19 protein-coding genes are annotated in these 20,652 nt (G+C 67.4%); 13 read left to right on the forward strand and 6 right to left on the reverse strand.

The features are described from left to right. A partial coding sequence (locus tag RMO04_RS08335; protein WP_309644319.1) for a hypothetical protein occupies positions 1-304 on the forward strand: 304 nt, incomplete at its 5' end. Positions 305-409: 105 nt separating this feature from the next. Next, complete coding sequence (locus tag RMO04_RS08340) at positions 410-2,092, forward strand: glycosyltransferase family 4 protein (protein WP_309644320.1); 1,683 nt, start codon at positions 410-412, stop codon at positions 2,090-2,092. 256 nt (positions 2,093-2,348) lie between these two features. Here RMO04_RS08340 and RMO04_RS08345 read toward each other — a convergent pair whose 3' ends face one another. Together RMO04_RS08345 and RMO04_RS08350 are read right to left on the reverse strand one after the other, a co-directional pair. After that, entirely contained in the window at positions 2,349-3,410 is a 1,062-nt protein-coding gene (locus RMO04_RS08345; RefSeq protein ID WP_309644321.1) for a M23 family metallopeptidase, read from the reverse strand. 31 nt (positions 3,411-3,441) lie between these two features. After that, positions 3,442-4,212, reverse strand: coding sequence for a sulfotransferase domain-containing protein (locus RMO04_RS08350; protein WP_309644322.1), 771 nt, complete (start codon positions 4,210-4,212; stop codon positions 3,442-3,444). 127 nt (positions 4,213-4,339) lie between these two features. On the opposite strand from RMO04_RS08350, the gene RMO04_RS08355 reads away from it, so the two are divergent. The 7 genes from RMO04_RS08355 to RMO04_RS08385 are packed head-to-tail and all read left to right on the forward strand — an operon-like array spanning position 4,340 to position 10,018. Then, positions 4,340-5,107, forward strand: a complete 768-nt coding sequence (locus tag RMO04_RS08355; protein ID WP_309644323.1) for a CmcI family methyltransferase — start codon at positions 4,340-4,342, stop codon at positions 5,105-5,107. Beyond that, the gene (gene rfbF / locus RMO04_RS08360) at positions 5,108-5,881 is read left to right on the forward strand and encodes a glucose-1-phosphate cytidylyltransferase (protein WP_309644324.1); all 774 of its coding nucleotides are present in this window, start codon (positions 5,108-5,110) and stop codon (positions 5,879-5,881) included. It abuts the gene before it with no gap. Continuing rightward, positions 5,878-6,939, forward strand: coding sequence for a CDP-glucose 4,6-dehydratase (gene rfbG / locus RMO04_RS08365; RefSeq protein ID WP_309644325.1), 1,062 nt, complete (start codon positions 5,878-5,880; stop codon positions 6,937-6,939). The genes rfbF and rfbG overlap by 4 nt, the downstream gene beginning before the upstream one ends. Beyond that, on the forward strand, positions 6,936-8,177 hold the full coding sequence (locus tag RMO04_RS08370; RefSeq protein ID WP_309644326.1) for a class I SAM-dependent methyltransferase: 1,242 nt from the start codon (positions 6,936-6,938) through the stop codon (positions 8,175-8,177). Before rfbG ends, RMO04_RS08370 begins: the two co-directional genes overlap by 4 nt. Next, positions 8,177-8,704: a dTDP-4-dehydrorhamnose 3,5-epimerase gene (rfbC, locus tag RMO04_RS08375; RefSeq protein WP_309644327.1), complete on the forward strand. Its 528-nt coding sequence runs from the start codon at positions 8,177-8,179 to the stop codon at positions 8,702-8,704. The genes RMO04_RS08370 and rfbC overlap by 1 nt, the downstream gene beginning before the upstream one ends. Positions 8,705-8,723: 19 nt before the next feature. After that, positions 8,724-9,215, forward strand: a complete 492-nt coding sequence (locus tag RMO04_RS08380; RefSeq protein ID WP_309644328.1) for an acyltransferase — start codon at positions 8,724-8,726, stop codon at positions 9,213-9,215. Further along, on the forward strand, positions 9,212-10,018 hold the full coding sequence (locus RMO04_RS08385; protein ID WP_309644329.1) for an SDR family oxidoreductase: 807 nt from the start codon (positions 9,212-9,214) through the stop codon (positions 10,016-10,018). Before RMO04_RS08380 ends, RMO04_RS08385 begins: the two co-directional genes overlap by 4 nt. Here RMO04_RS08385 and RMO04_RS08390 read toward each other — a convergent pair. The 4 genes from RMO04_RS08390 to RMO04_RS08405 form a co-directional block, all read right to left on the reverse strand. Then, on the reverse strand, positions 10,015-12,330 hold the full coding sequence (locus tag RMO04_RS08390) for a tetratricopeptide repeat protein (RefSeq protein ID WP_309644330.1): 2,316 nt from the start codon (positions 12,328-12,330) through the stop codon (positions 10,015-10,017). The two genes, RMO04_RS08385 and RMO04_RS08390, sit on opposite strands and share 4 nt — an antisense overlap. A 148-nt stretch (positions 12,331-12,478) precedes the next feature. Further along, positions 12,479-12,754: a SemiSWEET transporter gene (locus RMO04_RS08395; protein WP_309644331.1), complete on the reverse strand. Its 276-nt coding sequence runs from the start codon at positions 12,752-12,754 to the stop codon at positions 12,479-12,481. A 97-nt stretch (positions 12,755-12,851) separates the two neighbouring features. Then, positions 12,852-13,889 (reverse strand): sulfate ABC transporter substrate-binding protein, encoded by a 1,038-nt coding sequence (locus tag RMO04_RS08400; RefSeq protein ID WP_309644332.1) that lies wholly within the window; start codon positions 13,887-13,889, stop codon positions 12,852-12,854. An 83-nt stretch (positions 13,890-13,972) separates the two neighbouring features. After that, positions 13,973-15,490 carry a porin gene (locus RMO04_RS08405; protein ID WP_309644333.1) on the reverse strand — a complete coding sequence of 506 codons (1,518 nt, stop codon included), beginning with the start codon at positions 15,488-15,490 and terminating at the stop codon, positions 13,973-13,975. A 185-nt stretch (positions 15,491-15,675) separates the two neighbouring features. Here RMO04_RS08405 and RMO04_RS08410 point away from each other — a divergent pair, with 185 nt between their 5' ends. From RMO04_RS08410 to RMO04_RS08425, 4 genes are all read left to right on the forward strand, one after another. Next, complete coding sequence (locus tag RMO04_RS08410; protein ID WP_405041472.1) at positions 15,676-17,133, forward strand: ATP-binding protein; 1,458 nt, start codon at positions 15,676-15,678, stop codon at positions 17,131-17,133. 90 nt (positions 17,134-17,223) lie between these two features. Continuing rightward, a complete protein-coding gene (gene pstC, locus RMO04_RS08415; protein ID WP_309644335.1) occupies positions 17,224-18,666 on the forward strand; it encodes a phosphate ABC transporter permease subunit PstC in 1,443 nt (480 codons plus the stop codon). Then, positions 18,659-19,954: a phosphate ABC transporter permease PstA gene (gene pstA, locus RMO04_RS08420; protein ID WP_309644336.1), complete on the forward strand. Its 1,296-nt coding sequence runs from the start codon at positions 18,659-18,661 to the stop codon at positions 19,952-19,954. Before pstC ends, pstA begins: the two co-directional genes overlap by 8 nt. 28 nt (positions 19,955-19,982) lie before the next feature. Beyond that, positions 19,983-20,652 (forward strand): phosphate ABC transporter ATP-binding protein (locus tag RMO04_RS08425; protein ID WP_405041473.1); only part of this gene is annotated, 670 nt, incomplete at its 3' end.

Consider the following 20,652-nt stretch of genomic DNA (forward strand, 5'->3'; position numbering starts at 1 on the left):
GTCGGCTTCGGCTTCGCCGGATCGTCTCGCCGACTTCGTGGTGGCGGATGACGCCTTCGCTCTCGGTGTCGTCGGCACCGCGACGAACTTCCTGAACGGCACGGTCGCGACCAGCTACGCTCAGGCGCTGGCCGATGCGACCTCGCTGATCGGCGGCGGTTCGCGCGACATCGTCGTGATCACGGTGACCGGTACGGACGCGGGCACCTACGTGTTCGCGGACTCGGCGGCCAACAACACGGTCGGCAACGCGATCCGCATCACGACGGTCACCGGCACGATCGCCGAAGGTGACTTCGTCTAAGACGAACTCGACTTCTAGACTTTGGGGCCGCCCTTCGGGGCGGCCCTTTTGTTTTGTCCGCTCTGAATTGTCGGCGAGGCGAAAGCGCGCTACCGCCTGACTCGCATGACCAACGCGGCGATCTACTTCCATCCCGACGGATACGACACCACGGGCGAGCGCCTGATGGGCCGCCACGCCGCCGGTGAGAGCTTCCTGCGCGGCTTCATCCGCAACGCAGACGTTGATCGACTGGTCCTCTTTAACGGCACCGACAAGCCTGCCTCCGAGCTGGAGCCGCTGGTCCGGCGCATCGAAGCGCCGACCATGCCCATGGCATGGATAGACCGCCGCCAGTTCAGCGCCCTGCGCGATCCCGGCTGCCTCTATGTGCCCAGCCCGAATATCGGCCCCGAGGCCTGGGCTCGACAGCCCTTCGACTCGCGCCGCTACAGCCTGTGCGGGGTCACCCACACCACCGCCACCCACCGGGTCATGGACATCCTCCACGACCTGATCGTGGGTCCGATCGAGCCATGGGACGCCCTGATCTGCACGTCACGCGCCGTTCGCGCCAGCGTCGAGACCCAGTTCGAGGCCGTCCATGACCACCTCGCCCGCCGGCTGGGCGCCACGCGCCGGCCCCAACCGCAGCTCGCCACCATTCCGCTGGGGGTCAATGTCGCCGATTTCGCCCCCTCGGGCGACCACCGCGCGGCGTGGCGCCAACGCCTGGACATTCCACCGGACGCCGTCGTGGCGCTCTATCTCGGCCGGCTCAATCCCATCGCCAAGATGAACCCGGCCACCATGGCGATCACGCTGGAGGCCGCGGCCCAGGAGACGGGCCAGTCGATCTATTGGGTCGTGGCGGGGTGGGCCGGGTCCGACGCCGAGACCGAGCAGTTCCATGAGCAGACCCGGGCCTTCTGCCCCAGCATCCAGTATCGCGCCGTGGACGGCCGCCCCGCCGACACCCGATTCTCGCTCTGGTCGGTGGCCGACCTGTTCATCTCGTTCTCTGACAATATCCAGGAGACGTTCGGCCTGACCCCCGCGGAGGCCATGGCCGCCGGACTGCCCTGCGTGGTCAGCGATTGGGACGGATACCGCGACACCGTGCGCGACGGCGTGGATGGCTTCCGCATCGCCACCTACGCCCCACGGCCGGGCCTCGGTCAGGATCTTGCCTTTCACTACGCGCGAAACTGGGTGACTTATGATCAGTACCTGGCGGCCGCCGCGCAGATGACAGCCGTGGACCTGCCCTCGGCAAAGGCCGCGGTCGTGGCGCTGATCACCAATCCCGACCTCCGCCGACGGATGGGCGCGGCGGCCCAGGAACGGGCGCGGTCGGTCTTCGATTGGTCGACGGTCGTGCCTCAGTACCAGGCCCTGTGGTCCGAACTCACTGCGCGCCGCGCCGCGGCTCTCGCCGACCCGCAGCGCCGCTTTGTTGACTATCCCAACCCCCGACGGCTGGATCCTTTCACTCTGTTCGCGGGCTATCCGACGGCGCCGCTGACTCCCGAATCGGTTGTATGGCTTGCGCCGGGCATGACCTGGGAAGCCGTCGTCGGCCGGTTGACGCCGTCCTTGGCCTCCTACGCCCGTTGGGCGATGCCGGTGTCGGCGGAGATCAAGCAGACGTTCGATTACATGGCCGCCGGCGGGCGAATGCGTGTCGCCGACATCACCGCAAGTTTCCCGCAGGGCCGGCAAGGCGTGATCGAGCGCAGTCTGCTGCGGCTGATGAAGTTCGGGATCCTCGAACTCGGCCCGACCGCGCCGGTCGCCGACATACCCTGAGCGTCAGCCAGGAGACCATCGCCGAATATCGGCGCCATAGTTCCAGATTGTCGGAAAACGCGAGAGGCCGGGCGGTGAAGCCGCGAGCTTACCGCCCGGCCAAAGCGACACAGCCCTGGAGAGCAAGGCTGACTTCAAACTCTACCGCAATCCGCCTGCGGGCGAAAGAGACACTAGCGCCACAATGAGGTGCTAACGGATTTGTGAGGAGAGGTTCGAAGCGGCTGATTTCCCTGCTGGAGTCGGGGTTTTTCGCCTAGAGCGCGAGCTCGAAAGCCCGTTTCAGCACGACCACCCCGCCGCGTGCGACGGTGTAGGTCGCCACGTATCGCCCCCCGGGCCAGCCCGCCGCCGGCGTGCGCTTTCCGGTATAGAGCAGGTACTGCGCCTTCGACCGCTCCAGGGCCGGCAAGGTGGTGTGCGCCAGCACCGCGCCGTCCGGGCCTGCCAAGCTCAAGGACTGGACGTCGCCGCCCGCGAGATTGATGGCGCGGACATAGGCCAGCAGGGCCGGACCGTCGGTCATCGGCGCGGCCACGCCGCCAGCCTCGACGGCGTCCATGGTGACGGGCCCCGCCGCGAAGCCGACATTCAGCACCGCGCCGGCCTTGTAGGTGACCGCCTTTGCCGCCGAGGCCTCCCATAGCCCGACGCCGTCGCTGGTCGCATCGCAGCGCGCCGATGTGGGCGTAGGGCGGAAGGGATCGATCACCGCGCCCGCCTTGCGTACCGTCAGGTGAAGGTGCGGATACTCGGTGTTCCCCGACAGGCCGACGCGCGCGATCGGCTGCCCGGCGACCACCGTGTCACCTTGCTTCACGACCACGCTGCCTCGGGCGAGGTGGCAATACTGGGTCTCCCAGCCATCCCCATGATCGATCACGACGCCATTGCCGCACTCCTGGCCGGCGACGGGAGGGGCGCCAGCCGCCTTGACCGAGATGTCGGCGACACCGTCGCGCAGGCGGCTCACGCGCCCGGCGGCGGCGGCCAGAACCTCCACGCCGCGCCTCTGCGCCGCCATGTCCAGCAGCCGGATGTCGGCGCCGTTGTGGGCGTCATAGGTTTCCGTGCCGCACCGATAATCCTGCGCGCCAGGGCCGGGGTCGATATCCACGCGATTCTGGACCTCGCAGGTCTGGCCGATCACGCAGGCCAGGGGAAACGACAGTCGCGGACCCTCGACCGGGGTGGCCGCCACGGCAGGGGGCGGCGCGGCCGCGGCCGAGCCCCGGGGCTCGGCGGCCGGCGAGCACGCGGCCATCACGCCGAGCAGGATGGGGGGCAGGCCTCGCAGCGTCCGGGTCATGATCGGCATGTTGTCGGCGCCACTCGCCCAAAATGTGGCCTCACGGGAACGTCACGCCGGTCAGCCCCGCCAACTTGACCATATCGGCGGCGTAGAGCGTTCGCAGATAGGCGGCGTCCTCCTCCGTCAGCACGCCGCCATAGTCCATGTCGCGGCCCACATGAACCTCGCGCGGCTGCACGGGGCGGGGCGGCGGCGCGCCCAGGAAGGCGTTGACGCTCGCGAGCGTCGCATTGGGATCACCGCGCAGATCGTCGGCCTTCAGGAGCAGCACCTGGTCGCGGGGAAATAGGCCAAGCAGCCGCCCGACCTGCTCCCCGTAGAAGCCGCGCTCCACATAGGAGAACTCGCGATGGACCCCCCAGGGTTGGGCGTCCAGCAGTCGCCGCCGGCCTTGGCGTACGCACCAACCGAACGGCTGCGTCTCCGCGCCACGCGCATATTCCATCTTCCAGTGCGACCAGGCCCGCGCCACGGGATCGCGCAGCATGACGATGATCCGGACGCTGGGATTATAGGCGGCGATCCGCTCCAGGCTGCGCGGCCAATAGAGGTAGATCGGTGTCGCCTCGCCGCGAATCGCCGGACCGCTCCAATCGAACTGGGCGTGATAGGCGCCATAGTCCGGCGCGGCCCAATCCACTGTCTCGTCGTCGAAGAAGTGGACCTCCTTCACCTTGGAGAGCCCGATGCTCGGATCCTCGGCCAGGTAGTCGTAAAGCGCGGTGGTCCCGGCCTTCTGCACGCCGGCGACGATGAAATTGATCCGCTGGTCGACCACGTCCGCACCGAAATAATCAGATTGCGGCACGACGCCGCCCGTCCGACCTTCGATACGGCTTCATCGCGCGAAGGACACGCGATAATAGGGGGGCCACTTCGTTGGCGGTGGCGAGAGAACCGCCGACCCGCCGACAGCATCTCCAAGGGCCAAGAGCTTGATCACCACCATCGACGAAGAGCGCGGCGAAGTCATCGTCAAGGACGGCGGGACCGAAACCCGCCACAGCCTGGCGAGCGCCGAAGGCTTCGCCGCGGCGTCCAAGGCGTGGCTGCGCGCCACCTGGGATTCCAAGTACGTCTATTCCTTCGCCTGGATGGGTCGCCCGATCATCCAGCTGCCGGAGGACATGGTCCGCCTGCAGGAGGTGATCTACACCCTGAAGCCCGACGTTCTGGTCGAGACCGGCGTCGCGCACGGCGGCTCGCTGATCTTCTACGCCTCGCTGTTCGAGGCCATGGGCAAGGGCCGGGTGATCGGCATCGATATCGAGATCCGCCCGCACAACCGCGAGGCCATCGAGGCCCACGAGATGTTCAAGCGCATCGAGCTGATCGAGGGCTCCTCCACCGCGCCGGAAACGCTTGACCAGGTGAAGGCCCTGATCAAGCCGGGCGAGAAGGTGCTGGTGGTGCTGGACAGCAACCACACCCGCGCCCATGTCCTGGACGAGCTGCGGCTCTATGGCGAGCTGATCGAGGTCGGCTCCTATGTGGTGGCCACCGACGGGATCATGGCCCAGGTGAAGGGCGGTCCGCGCACGGGGGAGGACTGGGACTGGAACAACCCCTTGAAGGCGGTCCACGACTTCGTGGCGGAGGATAGGCGCTTCATCGTCGAGGAGCCGGCCTTCCCGTTCAACGAGGGCACGGTCACCGGGCGCGTCACCTACTGGCCCGACGCCTTCGTCAAGAAGATCGCCTAGATGAAGGTCGTCCTGCTCTGCGGGGGACTTGGGACCCGGATCTCCGAGGAAAGCCACCTCAAGCCCAAGCCGATGATCGAGGTCGGCGGCCGGCCTATCCTCTGGCACATCATGAAGCTGTTCTCGCACTACGGCTTCAACGAGTTCGTCGTGTGCCTTGGCTACAAGGGCTATGTGATCAAGGAGTACTTCGCCAACTACGTGCTCCATAACGCCGACCTGACCGTCGACCTGGGCAAGGGCTCGATGGAGTACCACGCCACCAACCACGAACCCTGGAAGGTCACCCTGGTCGACACCGGGGCCGAGACCATGACCGGCGGGCGGCTGAAGCGGGTGGCCGACTACCTGCCGCCGGGCGAACCCTTCTTCCTGACCTATGGCGATGGCGTCGCCGACGTGGACCTGAAGGCCTTGGCCGAGTTCCATAAATCGCATGGTCGTCAGGCCACGGTGACCGCGGTGTCGCCCCCGGGCCGATATGGCGCGCTGGAGATCATCGATGGCGCGGTGGAGCGCTTTATCGAGAAGCCTCCGGGCGACAATGGCCTGATCAATGGCGGGTTCTTCGTGCTGCAGCCCGAGGTCATCGCCCGGGTGACCGGCGACGAGATCCCGTTCGAGGCCGCGCCCCTGGAGGGTCTCGCGGCTGACGGCCAGTTAATGGCCTACCGCCACGACGGCTTCTGGGCCGCCATGGACACCCTGCGCGACAAGAACAACCTCGAGACCCTCTGGGCCTCGGGCCAGGCGCCCTGGCAAGTCTGGAAATGAGCCGACCCGATCCCGGCTTCTGGTCGGGCAAGCGCGTCCTGCTGACCGGCCACACCGGGTTCAAGGGCTCGTGGGCGGCGATCTGGCTCACGCGTCTGGGGGCGAACGTCACCGGCCTGGCGTTGGCGCCGGATCAGGAGCCGGCGCTGTTCATCCAGGCCGGCGTGGCCAGCCTGACCGATTCGCTGCTGGTCGATCTGCGCCGACCCGCCGACGTCGAGCAGGCGCTGGACGGGCGTGGGTTCGACCTGGTGCTGCACATGGCCGCCCAGCCGATCGTGCGGGCCTCGATCGAAGACCCCATCGGCACCTTCGCCTCCAACGTGATGGGCACGGCGCATCTGCTGCAGACCCTGCGGGGGCAGGAGGCGCTCAAGGCCGTGCTCGCGATCACCTCGGACAAGGTCTACGCCAACCACGAGACCGGCCGCGCCTTCGCCGAGGGCGACGCCCTGGGCGGCAAGGACCCCTATTCGGCCTCCAAGGCCGCCGCCGAGATCGTCGTCCAGAGCTTCGCCAAGAGCTTCTTCGACAAGGCCGGCGTCCCAGTGGCCACGGCTCGGGGCGGCAATGTGATCGGCGGCGGCGACTATTCCCGCGACCGGCTGGTGGCGGACATCGTCCGTGCGGGCCAGGCCCAGGGGGTGACCGTTCTGCGCCATCCCGAGGCGACGCGGCCCTGGCAACATGTGCTGGACTGCGTGGCCGGCTACCTGGTGTTCCTGGAGCGCCTCGCGACAGATCCCGCCGCGCCGCGCGCGCTGAACTTCGGCCCTCGCCAGGGTGGTCGCGAAGTGACCGTGGGCGAGCTGGCCACTCGCGCCGTCGAGGCTCTGGGCGCGAAGCCCTGGCGCCACGAACCAGACCCCAATTCCATCGAGGCCAAATCCCTGGGCATCGACGCCGGCCTGGCGCGCCAGGTGCTGGGCTTCGAGAGCGCGCTCGATGCCCCTGCCGCCGTGGACTGGACCATGGACTGGTACCGGGATTTGGCAAACGGCGGCGACGCCCTCGGTCTCGTCCAGGACCAGATCACGCGTTACGAAAGCCTTCGATGACCGTTCCCGCCTGCCGCTTCTGCCGCGAGCCGCTGACCCAGACCTTCGTGGACCTGGGCCTGCAGCCCCTGGCCAACTCGTACCTGACCGAGGCGCAGCTCGAGTCCGGCGTCGAGGGAACCTATCCGCTCCACACGCGGGTCTGCGGGACCTGCTTCCTGGTCCAGGCCGACGATCCCGTCGCCGCCGACGCCATCTTCGATGACGGCTACGCCTATTTCTCCGCCTATTCCGAGAGCTGGGTGGCCCACGCCAAGCGCTACGCCGAGGCGATGACCGCGCGGTTCGGTCTGGGGCCTAACTCGCTGGTGATCGAGGTGGCCTCCAACGACGGCTACCTGCTGCAACACTTCAAGGCCGCCGGCGTGCCGGTGCTGGGGATCGAGCCCACCGCCAACACCGCCGAGGTCGCCGTCAAGGAACGAGGCATCCCGACGGAGGTGGTGTTCTTCAACGATGCCACTGGCCGGGACCTGAAGACGCGGGGCGTGGCCGCCGATCTGATGGCGGGCAACAATGTGCTGGCTCACGTCCCCGACATCGGCGACTTCGTGGCTGGCTTCCAGCACGTGCTGATGCCGGAAGGCGTGCTGACCTTCGAGTTCCCGCATCTGCTGAACCTGATCGAAAAGGTTCAGTTCGATACGATCTATCATGAGCACTACTCCTATCTGTCGCTGCTGGCGGTGGAGCGGGTCCTGCGCGCCAACAACCTCAGACCCTTCGACGTGGAGCTGCTGCCGACGCACGGCGGCTCGCTGCGGGTGTTCTGCGCCCATGACGCCTCGAGCCACCAGGAGACCCAGGCGCTGAGGGATCTGCGCGATCGTGAGCACGCCGCCGGTCTCGACGCGCTCAAGGGCTATGAGGGGTTCACGACTCGGGTGGAGGCGGTGCGCGAGGGCTTCCTGGCCTTCCTCGCCAAAGCGAAGGCCGAGGGTAAGGTGGTCGCGGCCTATGGCGCGGCGGCCAAGGGCAACACCTTCCTGAACTATGCCGGGGTCACCGCCGACGACATCGTCGCCTGCTTCGACGCCAATCCGCACAAGCAGGACCGCTACCTTCCCGGCAGCCACGTCCCGATCCACGCCCCGGCGAAGATCGCCGACTTCAAGCCCGACTACCTGATCATCCTGCCCTGGAACCTCAAGGACGAGATCATGGGCCAGCTGGCCTATGTGAAGGATTGGGGCGGGCAGTTCGTCACCGCCGCGCCTGACACCAAGGTCGTCGGCTGATGCGGTTCACGGCGACCGACATCGAGGGTGTCGTGATCGTCGATCTCGATTCCGTCGACGATGAGCGAGGATCGTTCGCCCGGCTGCATTGCCCGGAGGAATTCGCCGCCGCCGGCCATCCGTTCACGCCGTTGCAGACCAGCCTGTCGCGCAACCTTAAGGCCGGGACGCTGCGCGGGATGCACTATGAGGCCGCCCCTCACGACGAGGCCAAGCTGGTGCGGGTGGCCCGGGGCGCGATCTTCGACGTGGCCGTGGACCTGCGCCCGGCGAGTCCGACCTATCGTCAGTGGACGGGAACCGAGCTGTCGGCGGCGAATGGTCGCGCCCTGCTGATCGGTCGCGGCATGGCCCACGGCTTCGTCACCCTGGAAGACGACACCGATGTCCTCTACCAGATCGACCGCATGTTCGAGCCGGGTCACGGGTTGGGCGTGCGCTGGAACGATCCCGCCTTCGGCATCGAATGGCCGCTGGCGCCTCAGATCATCTCGGATCGGGACGCCACCTATCCGGATCACGCCTGAGCCCGCTAGACTGCGTCCGATGCTGACCATCGACCCCACCGCCAAGATCTCCGCCCTGGCCGACATCGAGGTCTCGACCCGCGGCACGCCGATCACCATCGGGGCGCGGACGATGGTCGACGCCTTCGTGAAGATTAAACCGGCGGGCGGCTCTGGCGCGGTGGAGATCGGCGCGGACTGCGCGATCAATTCCGGCACGGTCATGTACACCGGCAACGGCATCCGCATCGGCGACGCTGTGCTGATCGCCGCCAACTGCACGCTGGCGCCGACCAATCATGAGTTCGGCGACCGGGCCAAGCGAATCCGCGACCAGGGCTTCCAGCCCTCGCGCGGCGGCATCGTCATCGGCGACGACGTCTGGCTGGGCGCCAACACCGTGGTGCTGGACGGGGCGGTGATCGGCCAAGGCTGTGTGATCGCCGCCGGTTCGGTGGTGCGTGGCGAGCTTGAGCCCTATTCGATCTATGCCGGGGTTCCCGCCAAGCGCGTGGGCGCGCGGGGCCGATGAGCCTCTACACGGTCATCGGCGCCGGCGGCTTCATCGGCGCGCGGCTTGTCGCCGCCCTGCGCGAGCGGGGCGAGAGCGTCTACGCCCCGGCGCGCGGCGATCCGGAGCTGTTCAACCGCGACCTGGGCCGGGTCTTCTACTGCGCCGGGCTGACCGGCGATTTCATGGTTCGCCCCTTCGACACCGTGGAAGCCCATGTCGGCCTGCTGAGCCACGTCCTGCGCGACGCGAGGTTCGGGCGCCTGATCTACCTGTCTTCCACGCGGCTCTACGACAGCCTGGGCGACCAGGGCGGGCGCGAGGACGATGTGCTGGCCTTCGACGTGGCTGCGCCCCGCAACGTCTATGACCTCTCAAAGGCCCTGGGCGAGAACCTCTGCTTGGCCCGCTCGGGCGGACGCGCGTCGGTGGCGCGGCTCTCCAACGTGTTCGACGCATCCGACGACGCCGGCGGCTTCCTGTCGGACCTGCTGAAACGCGCGCGGCGGGAGAAGACGATCACCCTCGACTCCTCGCCTCAGTCGGGCCGCGACTACATCCACGCCGACGACGTGATCGCCGGGCTCCTGGCCATGGACGCCCACGATGCGGAGGGGATCGTCAACATCGCCCGCGGCGTCGCCATCTCGAACGCCGAGATCGCCGAGGTCTTCACCGCCCACGGCTGGACGCTGGAATTGACCGGCGCCGCCGCGCCGCCGCACGGGCCGACCTGCGATGTCAGCCGGCTGGCGGCGCTGGGCGTGTCGGCCCGCGACGTCCGCGACGTCCTGGGCCAGGTCCTGCGTGGGTTCGAGGTCTAGGCCGCCGCCGGGATCTTGCCCGCCGCCTTTGCGCGGTCCACGGCGCCTTTGATCATCTCGTAGAAGTCGGTGGCGAACTGCTGGGTCTGGCCCAGGGGGCTGGCCTTCAGCATGCCGCGCAGGCCGGTGCGCAGCTCCTGGCGCCGGGCGGGGTCGTTCGCGAGATTGAGCGCTGCCTGCACGAAGGCCTCCTCGCTGTGCGCGCACAGATCGCCCAGGCCGGCGTTGGTGAGGATCGAATAGCTCAGCCGTTCGAACATGGTCTCGCCCACCAGGGTGACCACCGGCACGCCCATCCACAGGGCCTCGCAGGTGGTGGTGCCGCCAGTCTGGGGGAAGGTGTCGAGGGAGAAGTCCATCTCGTTGTAGAACGGCATGTGGGCGCCCCGGACGTCCTCGAAGCGCAGGCGCTCAGCGGCCACGCCCTCGGCCTCGAACAGGGCGGTGATGTTCTTGCGGAACGATGGCGATCCGCTCTCCGGCCGGACGAACATGAAGCGCGAATCGGGGATGGCCGCCGTCACCCGCGCCCAGGTGCGCACCATGTCGCGGCTGTACTTATAGGGATTGTTCGCGGTGCCGATGGTCACGAAGCCATTCCGCGTCTGGGGGATGGTCTCGGTGATCGGCCGTTCGGGGAAGGCCATCTCACCCATGGCGATCCAGCTCTTCGGCATCTTCAGCGGTTCTTCGATCACCAGATCCAGGTTGGACGGGCAGACATAGGGATCGAGAATCAGGTGGTCGATGGCGGCCAGGCCCGCCGAGTGCGGATAGCCCAGCCAGCTCGCCTGCAGCGGAGCGGGCTTGAAGGCCATGACCGTGATCTTGTTCATGTGGGTCGACCCGCCCAGCTCGATCAGCATGTCGAGCTGGTCGTCGGCGATCATCTGGGCGGCGTCGTGGTCGCCGATGTCCTTGCGCCAGCGGAAGACGTCCACCAGCTCGGTGATCCGCTTCTGGGTGGGGTCTTCGTTCTCGCCCTCGTAGTACGAGTAGCAATAGATCTCGAACCGGCTGCGGTCGTAGTGCTGGAACAGCGGCATGGCGAAGTAGGCCACCGGATGGGCCCGCAGGTCCGAGGACATGAAGCCGACGCGGATCTTGCCGCTGTCGGGGCGAGGACCGGGCCGACGGATTGGCCACTTGGCCACGGCGATATCGACCTTCTCGCCCCAGCGCCGGTGCATACCCACCAGTTCCAGCCTGTCCTGCGGGGTGCGGACACGGGCCAGATGGCTCAGCATGGCGGTATGGCGGCCGGAATCGATCCAGCGGTTGCCGATCTCCGAGAAGCTGCCCATGGCGTCGATGCGGTCGTAGTCGGCCAGGCGGACGATGATCTCCATGGCCACCTTCAGCGGACTGGCCGCCAGCGGTTCGCCCTCCACGATCACGCCCTTCAGCACCTCATAGGCGCGTTCCAGGTGTTCCGATTCGTCGCCATAGCGCGTGCGGCCCAGGCTTTCGGCCAGGGCCAGGCGGTAGTCCGACTTGTCGGGGTCCAGTTCGACCGCCTTCTCCAGGTGGGCGTTCCCGCGGCGCCGGTCGTAGTCGATGATCGTCCCACCGAGGTTGTAGTGGATCCAGGCGTGGTCGCCGTGCTCGGCGAGCTGCTCGGTGAAATAGGCCTCGGCCTCCCGCAGCTTGCCGGATCGCCGCAGCATCATCCCCTTGGCTTCGCGCAGCTTGATGCTCTCGGGATTGGCGGCGATGGCGCGGTCGAACACCGGCAGGGCTTCAACAGGCCCGTGGCGGTCATTGACGACGCCGCTGAGGTCCAACCAGGCGTCGATCAGGTCGGGCTTGAGCTTGGCGGCCAGGTTGAAGCGCATCTGGGCCTTGTCCAGGTCGCCGGAGTACCAGTATCCGCGACCGAGACCTCGCTGGTACTCGGCCACGGTCGGCTGCATGCGGACCAGCTTGGTGAAGGCGTCCACCGCCCCGGGGCCGTTCCTCAGGTCGTTGTAGACATTGCCCTTGTTGCTGAGCACGGCGGCGCTCTTCGGACCGAGCTTCTCGGCCTGCAGGAGAGCCTTCAAGGCTTCGTCGTGGCGCTCCAACCGGCGCAGGGCGACGCCCAGCAGGTTCCACAGGTCGAGGTCGCGCGGATAGTGGACGACAGCCTCGCGCATCCACCGCTCGGTCGGACCGAACAGCTGCTTGCGAAACAGCAGGCCGCCGAAGTTCTTGTACAACGCCAACGGCGCCTTGGAGTCGATCTCGAGCTGGGCCTCGGTCAGCGCGATACCCTGGTCGGCGTCCCCCGCCTTGAAGGCGGCTTCGGCCTGGGCGAACCGTTCCATCGACATCCGGCGATCCTGTCACGCGCCGGGGGCTCGGGGGTCCGAGGCGCCGGCGGCGGCGAGTTGGGGGGGCACGTTCGCCCTGGCGGGCGTGCGAATTCGGGGCAATCTAGTGGCCAAGGCGCGCGGCGCCAACCGGTCGCAGCCACGCGTCCTAGCGGGCCGCGCGATCTCCGAACCGCCACTTCAGGCCGAGGATGACCGCCGCCAGGATGAGGCAGACGGCGTTGGAGCCCGCCACGGGCCAGCTTTCCGTCAGGACGCCGTAGGTCGTCCAGAGGACGAAGCCAGTCACGGTGACGATGTACATCCGCAGGGACACGGAGCTCGCGTCGCGCTCGCGCCAGATCTTGACGATCTGCGGCGTGAAACTGGCCATCGAGCAGACGGCCGCGGCGATACCGACAAGATCGGGAACGGACAGGCTCATGCCTCCGGAACGGCTCGGCATGGCCCAGGTTGCCGCGCGCAATGAAAAGGGCGCGGAGGGGGAGCTCCGCGCCCTTCGGTCAAGCCGGCCTTCGGGGTCAGCCCGGCTTGTAGATCTTGTCGAACACCCCGCCGTCGGCGAAGTGCTGCGCCTGGGCCTTCTTCCAGCCGCCGAAGGTGTCGTCGATGGTGACGAGCGGGATCCTCGGGAACTTGGAGGCGTACTTGGCCGCGGCCTCGGGACTGCGCGGCCGGTAGTGATTCTTGCCGATCAGGTCCTGCGCGATCGGGCTGTAGAGGAAGTTCAGATAGCCCTCGGCGATGGTGCGGGTCTTCTTGCGGTCGACCACCTTGTCGACCAGCGCCACCGGCGGTTCGGCCAGGATCGAGAGCGAAGGGATGACGATGTCCACCTTGCCCGGCCCCAGTTCCTCGATGGCCAGGTGCGCCTCGTTCTCCCAGGACAGCAGCACGTCGCCGATGCCCCGCTGGACAAAGGTGGTGGTGGAGCCACGAGCTCCGGTGTCGAGCACCGGCACGTGCTTGAACAGGTCCTCGACGAAGGCCTGCGGATTGCGCCCATTCTTCTGGGCCCAGGCCCAGGCGGCCAGGTAGTTCCAGCGCGCGCCGCCCGAAGTCTTCGGATTGGGCGTGATGACTTCGATGCCCGGCTTCACCAGGTCGCCCCAGTCGCGAATCTTCCACGGGTTGCCCTTGCGGACCAGGAACACGATCGTCGAGGTGTAGGGCGTGGAGTTGTTGGGCAGGCGCGACTGCCAGTTGGCCGGCAGCAGCTTGGCCTTCTGGGCGATTTCGTCGATGTCGTAGGCGAGCGCCAGGGTGACCACGTCGGACTGCAGGCCGTCGATCACCGAGCGGGCCTGGCGGCCGGAGCCCCCGTGGCTCTGGTTGATCACCAGGTCCTGGCCAACCTTCTCTTTCCAGTACCGGGCGTAGGCGGCGTTGATGTCCTTGTAGAGCTCCCGAGTGGGGTCATAGCTGACATTCAATAGGGTGACCGGCTTGGGTTTGGCTTGGGCCAGGGCGGAGCCGGCCAGCAGCGTAGGCCCGGCGGCGGCGGCGGCCCCGCCAGCGATGAGGCTGCGGCGGGAGGGGCGCTTCAAGTCATGAGTCATCGATCGAGATCCTTGTTCTGAGGCTCGGCGGCGTGGGCGCAGATGTGGGGGCGATCAGGGGCGGCGGCTTGCGCCGCCCCAGGTCAGAAGGCGTACTGGGTGCGCAGGGAGTAGATCTTAAGGTCCTGCCCGACTTGAGCGCCGGCCGGCGGGGTGGAGCCGGCCACGAAGGCCGTGCCGCCGGGCGACAGGCGGTCGACGGAGACGTCCTGATAGGCCGCCTGGAAGCGCAATCCGTTATTCAGGTACCAGTTGAGGCCAAGGGTGAAGATTTCCTGCTCCCCGCCGCGCACCGCACCGGCGATCGGCGCGGTTCCAATGTTTCCAGCGAGGTGGTTCAGATCGAGGGTGGAGTAGCGGAGGCCAAGCTCCCAGGCGCCCCAATCGCCGGTCTTCAGATCGAAGGGCTTGGCCGGTCGCGGTGAGTCGAACGCCGCGGCATCCTTCGCGTATCGGCGCGGTTCGCCGGTGATCGTCCAGGCGGCCTGCGCATACCAACCGGAGAACTCGGCGTCGCCGAACGCGCCTTTGCGATCAACCCCGATGTCGAAGTACTCCGCCTGGAGAGAGAGGTTCCGCCATTGCGCGGCGAACTCGCCGCCGACCGCGGTCAGGCCATCGGCGTCCAGGCTCCCGGTGTCCACGAGCCGGGTTCCGTCAACCCGCAATTCCGGACGCTCGCGCAGCCGGATGGGGGTGTTGACGACACCGTTGACCCGAGGGCCCGTCGCGGCGGGATCAAGGACAACCGTCGTGTTGAGACCCAGGTGGATCAGGCTGTGCTCGCCGCGGTGCGGTGTGACGGCCAGGCGACCGACGAAGGAGGTCTGCTCGTCATAGGTCTGGACGCCGATGATGTTGCCGGAGACGGCCGCTGAGGCGGTCCAACGCTCGCCGCCGAAGGTGAGCGCGGCAGCGGTCCGGCCGTCGCCCGCGCCCAGACCCCGGACCAGTTCGGACGGCGCGGCGCGCTCGGCGAACAAGGAGCCGTTGGTCGAGCCGTCGGCTTCCATTCCGCTCATGGGCGAGAAGGCGCCGATGCGGATCTTGGCGTTGGCGACCGGCAGCCCGTTGTACTGCACCCAGGCGGCGCTGATCTTGCCGGCTTCCTCGTTCCCGGAACCGCCGAAGTCATAAAGGAAGTTGTACTCGAAATCGCCGAAGGCCTTGCCCTCGATGCCGATCCGAGCGCGGCGGAAGTTCGCGCCGTCGTTCAGGTCTCGCGCGCGGTCATTCTCGACGGCGTCGCCCAGGGAGCCACGACGGAAGTCGCTGGCGAGGGGACCGGCGCCGGACTGATCGTACTGGGCCGCGTCGAGTTGGAAGACCCCGCGGAACGAGGCGGTGAAGCGCCCATCGGCGGACGAGATCGATGGCCGGCCGTTGGCTAGCGACACCGTGGTGACGGCGGCGTCCTTGCGCACGGCGGCGATGTTGTTGGACGTCGACTGCTTCAGGTCGGCGATCTGGCCCTGGAGCAGGCTGAGCTGCTCCTCCAGCGCCTTGATGCGGGCGTCGGTCGCCTCATCTGCGGCGGCCATGGCCGGCCAAGCCAGGGCCAGGGCCGAGACGCCGACAATCAGTTTCGTTTTCCATGCCATTTGGCTTCAGCCCCCTCGGCTTGTTGGAGTTTGTCTAAAACTCGAGTCGGTAAAGACCCGATAAATCCTATCGGTGAAATAGAGATTGACTTCACCCGCCTGCAGATTTCCTGACAAGCCGCCCGCAGGTGGCGCGCGCGCTTGGGTCGGTGTCATCGCGGTGACATAAGCTTGATGCCTGGTCGATGTTTGCCCCACGGGAGATTCGCTTGGCGCCGTCGCCTCCGTCTTCGACGCGAGAGAGCCTGAATTGGCACGCGCCGCTCTGGCCGGTGCTGGTAGCGGGCCTGACTGGAATCCTCGGCGCGGTCGGGCTGGCGATCGGCAGCGGGGCGGATAGCCAGACGACGGCATGGATCGTGCTGCTTATCGCCGGGGTCACGGGCCTGATGGCCTGGCATGTCGCCGAGCAGCTCGGCGCCCGAGCTCCCGCGGCGGAGGCCGCCGCGCGCCCTCCGCACGAAGATGCGCCGCCCTATGCCAGCCTCATCAACGCCTTGCCCGATCCGGTCCTGGTTATCGCCGCGCATGAACCCGATGACCTCACCGGTCGACGTTTCGTCCTGGTTAACGACGCTGCGCGCGAGACCTTCAGGATACAATATGACGCAGGGCTCCTGGTTACGGCGATCCGCGACCCAGAGGTGCTCGAGGCCGTCGATGAGGCCTTGTTCGGAGGGCTGGACGCCGAGGCGGTGTACGAGATGCGCGGCGCCCAGGAGCGGGTGTTGCGGGCCATCGCCAAACCGCTGGGCGAGGCGCCGGACGGCGCGCGTCTGGCGCTGCTGGTCCTACGCGACGAGACCGATATCCGGCGCTCCGAGCGAACCCGCGCCGACTTTCTGGCCAACGCCAGCCATGAGCTGCGTACGCCCCTGGCGTCGCTCTCCGGCTTCATCGAGACCCTGCGCGGCCACGCGCGCGCCGACGAGGGCGCGCGCGACAAGTTCCTCGGCATCATGCAGGCCCAGGCCGACCGCATGGCTCGGCTGATCGACGACCTGTTGTCGCTGAGCCGGATCGAGCTGAACGAACATATCGCCCCCGACGGTGAGGCCGATCTGGCCGCCGCGGTGATGGACGTCGTCGACGGCGTCGGTCCGCTGCTGCGCGAGCGCGGCGTGCGCCTGGCGACCGATCTGCCGTGCCGAGGCGCGGCGATGGTCGCCGGTGATCGCGACCAGATCATCCAGGTCGTGCAGAACCTGGTCGACAACGCCATCAAGTACACCCCGAGCGGACAGACCGTGCATCTCTCGCTGCGCGCCGGTCTGTCTGCAGAGTCCGCCGCCGCGGCGCGCGATCCCGCCGCGTCGCGGATGTCGCTGCTGACGCCCGACCACGGCCAGGACCTCTACGCCGCCCTGCGGGTCACCGATTCCGGCGTGGGCCTGGCCCGCGAGACCCTGCCTCGGCTGACCGAGCGCTTCTATCGCGTCGAGGGCCAGAAGAGCGGCGAACGTCATGGCACCGGCCTGGGCCTGGCCATCGTCAAGCACATCATGAACCGCCATCGTGGGGGCCTGACCGTCGAAAGCGTGCTGGGCGAGGGGGCCGCCTTCACCGCCTATTTCCCGATGCTGCGCGCCGCCGCGCCCGGCCCGGCGGAGGCTGTCGAGGGCGTCGTTACAAAACTGTCGTGAAACCGTCGTACAGCGACAGCAATCCCCAGGCAGTTTCCGGCCGCGTGGACGGGGGATGGTTCCCGCGCGCAGCAGTGGCTGGGACTTCCGATGCTCACCTGGATCGCTTTGGCGGCGCTGACCCTGTTCTCGATCGCGGCCTACATGGCCGCGCGTCGGCGCGCGGTGGCCAGCGTCGGCGGCAAGACGATCGGCCTGCATTCGCTGCCAGGCTATTATGGCGCCTACGCGGCCCTGTGGGCGGGCGTGCCCGCGGCCCTGCTGGTGCTGCTGATCGCCATGTTCGGCGGCCGGATGGAGGCCGGCATGCTGCGCCTCGACGCGCCTGCCGCCGTTCAGGCCCTGACCGCGCCGCAGCAGGACGTCTTCTATGACGACGCCCGCGCGTTGGCCCGCGGCGGCCAGCCGAGCGAGACGCCCTATGCCGGCGACCTGAAGGCCGCCCTGGACGCCAAGGTCGCCCGGTCCACCCAGCTCAAGCAGATGATCGACTTCGGCGCCCTGTCGCTCGCCGCCGTTCTGGCGCTGGCCGGCGTCGCCCTGGCCTATCCAAAGATCGGCCCCGACTTCCGCGCCCGCAACAGGGTGGAAGGCTGGGTTGCTCTGCTGTTCATCGTCTGCTCGGTCACCGCCGTTCTCACCACGGTCGGGATCGTGGCGTCCCTGGTCTGGGAAAGCTGGCGGTTCTTCCAGGCGGTGCCGCCCTTCGAGTTCTTGTTCGGACTGGAGTGGAACCCGCAGATCGCGATGCGGTCCGACCAATACGCCTCGACCGGGGCCTTTGGCGCGGTGCCGCTGTTCGTCGGCACCTTCCTGATCATGATCATCGCCATGATCGTGGCGGCCCCCGTCGGCCTCTACTCGGCGATCTATCTTTCCGAATACGCCAGTCCCTGGACCCGCTCGGTGGTCAAGCCGATGCTGGAGATCCTCGCGGGCGTGCCCACCGTGGTCTACGGCTTCTTCGCCGCCCTGACGGTCGGGCCGCTGTTCCGCAGCTTCTTCAACTGGATCGGCGGCATGCTGGTCGGCGGCCCGATGGACGGAATCGGCCTCTACCTCATGCAGGTTCAGAACCAGATGGCGCTCGTCGCCGGGGCGGTGATGGGCATCATGCTGATCCCCTTCGTCTCCTCCCTGTCGGACGACATCATCAACGCCGTGCCCCAGTCCCTGCGCGACGGCAGCCTGGCCATGGGCGCGACGCGATCCGAGACCGTCAAGAAGGTCGTGCTGCCCGCCGCTCTGCCGGGGATCATGGCGGCCTTGCTGCTGGCCATCTCACGCGCGGTGGGCGAGACCATGATCGTCACCATGGCCGCGGGCCTCCAGGCCAAGACGACGCTCAACCCCCTCGACACGGTGACCACCGTGACGGTGCAGATCGTCACCCTGCTCACCGGCGACCAGGAATTCGACAGCCCCAAGACACTCTCGGCCTTCGGGCTGGGCCTTACGCTCTTCGTGGTGACCCTGATGCTCAACATCGTGGCCCTGCGCATCGTGCAGAAATATCGGGAACAGTATGACTGACTCGACCCTCCCGACCGCTGCGGCGACCGATCTTCGACGGATCGTCGAGGCGCGCCTCAAGCAACGCCACGCCCAGGAGATGCGGTTCCGGCTCTATGGCCGTATCGCCATCATCGTGGCGCTGTCGTTCCTGGCCGTGCTGCTGGGCCGGATCATCAGCCAGGGCTACACGACCTTCGTCGACAACCAGATCAGCGTCTCGGTCTATCTAGACCCGGCCAAGATCGACCGGACCGACATCGGCGGCGCCAACTATGACATGATGGTCGCCAACTCCCTGCTCTCGCAGCTGGGCGAGACCGACGACGAGTTTGGCGAAAAGTCGGGCAAGATCATGGAGATCATGTCCAACGACCTCGGCTTCCAGCTGTTGAAGCAGGTCCGGGCGGACCCCTCGGTGATCGGCAAGAAGGTCACCGTGACTGGCCCCATGAAGTCGGACGCCAGTCTCTATTACAAGGGTCAGATCAAGCGTTCGACGCCCGAGGACAGCCGCAAGCTGGACGACCAGCAACTCGACTGGCTGGACAAGCTTAAGGCCGCCGGCTCGATCAAGTCGGGCTTCAACTTCGGCTTCCTGACCCGTTCAGACTCCACCGAGCCGGAACAGGCCGGGGTGCTGGGCGCCATCGTGGGCTCGATGATGATGCTGTTCGTCACCGCCTTCCTGGCCGTGCCCGTCGGGGTGCTTGCCGCGACCTATCTGGAAGAGTTCGCGCCAAAGAACCGCTGGACCGACATCATCGAGGTGAACATCAACAACCTCGCGGCCGTGCCCTCGATCGTCTACGGCCTGCTGGGCCTGGCGGTGTTCATCAACTGGCTGGCCGTGCCACGCTCCTCGCCGCTGATCGGTGGGCTGGTGTTGGCCCTGATGGCCCTGCCCACCGTGATCATCGCTACCCGTTCGGCGCTCAAGGCCGTGCCGCCCTCGATCCGGGAAGCCGCGCTTGGCGTCGGCGCCTCGCGGACCCAGACCGTCTTCCACCACGTCCTGCCGCTGGCCATGCCAGGCGTCATGACCGGCGCCATCCTGTCGCTGGCCCATGCGCTGGGCGAAACCGCGCCGCTGCTGATGATCGGCATGGTGTCCTTCGTGCCCGGCGTGCCCGAGGGCTTCACCGGCGCCGCCACTGTCCTGCCCGTCCAAGTGTTCATCTGGGAGAACGCGTCCGAGCGCGGTTTCCACGAACGCACGGCCGCAGCCATCATCGTCCTTCTCGTGTTCATGATCGTCATGAACCTCACCGCCATTCTTGTGAGGCGCCGCTTCGAGCGGCGGTGGTAGCGTCATGAAGCCCCATTCGAGGTCCCAGATGCCTAGCAGTCAACGCGACGACGCAGCCGCACACGGCGACGCGCCCGTGCACATCGCGGTCGATCGCACCAATGCCGCCGCGCCCGTTGGCGGGATCAAGATCCGCGCCCGCGACGTCAATGTCTTCTACGGCGAGAAACAGGCCCTGTTCGACGTCGGCCTCGACGTGCCGGAAAGGGCGGTCACCGCCCTGATCGGTCCGTCCGGCTGCGGCAAGTCGACCTTCCTGCGGTCGATCAACCGGATGAACGACACCATCGCGGGCTGCAAGGTGAAGGGGCGGATCGAGCTGGACGGCGAGGACATCCTCGACAAGTCCATCGATCCCGTTGTCCTGCGCGCGCGCGTCGGCATGGTCTTCCAGAAGCCCAATCCCTTCCCAAAGACCATCTTCGAGAACGTGGCCTACGGCGCGCGCATCCATGGCCTGACCACCAGCAAGTCCGAGCTGGAGGCCCTGGTGGAAACCTCGCTGAAGAAGGCCGGGTTGTGGGGTGAGGTGGCCGACCGGCTGCACCAGCCCGGCACCGGCCTCTCGTGCTGTCAGCAGCAACGCCTGGTCATCGCGCGCGCCATCGCCGTCTCTCCCGAGGTGATCCTGATGGACGAGCCCTGCTCGGCGCTGGTCCCCATCGCCACGGCGCGGATCGAGGAACTGATCGACGAGC

Origin of the sequence: Phenylobacterium sp. (genome assembly GCF_031412415.1) — a bacterium.
Lineage (GTDB): Bacteria > Pseudomonadota > Alphaproteobacteria > Caulobacterales > Caulobacteraceae > Phenylobacterium.

Bases quoted from the DNA above. Each gene is read 5' to 3' on its own strand.
- rfbG (WP_309644325.1), top strand. From the start codon at position 5,878: ATGAGCCGACCCGATCCCGGCTTCTGGTCGGGCAAGCGCGTCCTGCTG.
- rfbC (WP_309644327.1), top strand. From the start codon at position 8,177: ATGCGGTTCACGGCGACCGACATCGAGGGTGTCGTGATCGTCGATCTC.
- rfbF (WP_309644324.1), top strand. From the start codon at position 5,108: ATGAAGGTCGTCCTGCTCTGCGGGGGACTTGGGACCCGGATCTCCGAG.
- RMO04_RS08340 (WP_309644320.1), top strand. From the start codon at position 410: ATGACCAACGCGGCGATCTACTTCCATCCCGACGGATACGACACCACG.
- pstC (WP_309644335.1), top strand. From the start codon at position 17,224: ATGCTCACCTGGATCGCTTTGGCGGCGCTGACCCTGTTCTCGATCGCG.
- RMO04_RS08370 (WP_309644326.1), top strand. From the start codon at position 6,936: ATGACCGTTCCCGCCTGCCGCTTCTGCCGCGAGCCGCTGACCCAGACC.
- pstA (WP_309644336.1), top strand. From the start codon at position 18,659: ATGACTGACTCGACCCTCCCGACCGCTGCGGCGACCGATCTTCGACGG.
- RMO04_RS08345 (WP_309644321.1), bottom strand. From the start codon at position 3,410: ATGCCGATCATGACCCGGACGCTGCGAGGCCTGCCCCCCATCCTGCTC.
- RMO04_RS08400 (WP_309644332.1), bottom strand. From the start codon at position 13,889: ATGACTCATGACTTGAAGCGCCCCTCCCGCCGCAGCCTCATCGCTGGC.
- RMO04_RS08405 (WP_309644333.1), bottom strand. From the start codon at position 15,490: ATGGCATGGAAAACGAAACTGATTGTCGGCGTCTCGGCCCTGGCCCTG.
- RMO04_RS08410 (WP_405041472.1), top strand. From the start codon at position 15,676: ATGTTTGCCCCACGGGAGATTCGCTTGGCGCCGTCGCCTCCGTCTTCG.
- RMO04_RS08380 (WP_309644328.1), top strand. From the start codon at position 8,724: ATGCTGACCATCGACCCCACCGCCAAGATCTCCGCCCTGGCCGACATC.
- RMO04_RS08395 (WP_309644331.1), bottom strand. From the start codon at position 12,754: ATGAGCCTGTCCGTTCCCGATCTTGTCGGTATCGCCGCGGCCGTCTGC.
- RMO04_RS08385 (WP_309644329.1), top strand. From the start codon at position 9,212: ATGAGCCTCTACACGGTCATCGGCGCCGGCGGCTTCATCGGCGCGCGG.
- RMO04_RS08390 (WP_309644330.1), bottom strand. From the start codon at position 12,330: ATGTCGATGGAACGGTTCGCCCAGGCCGAAGCCGCCTTCAAGGCGGGG.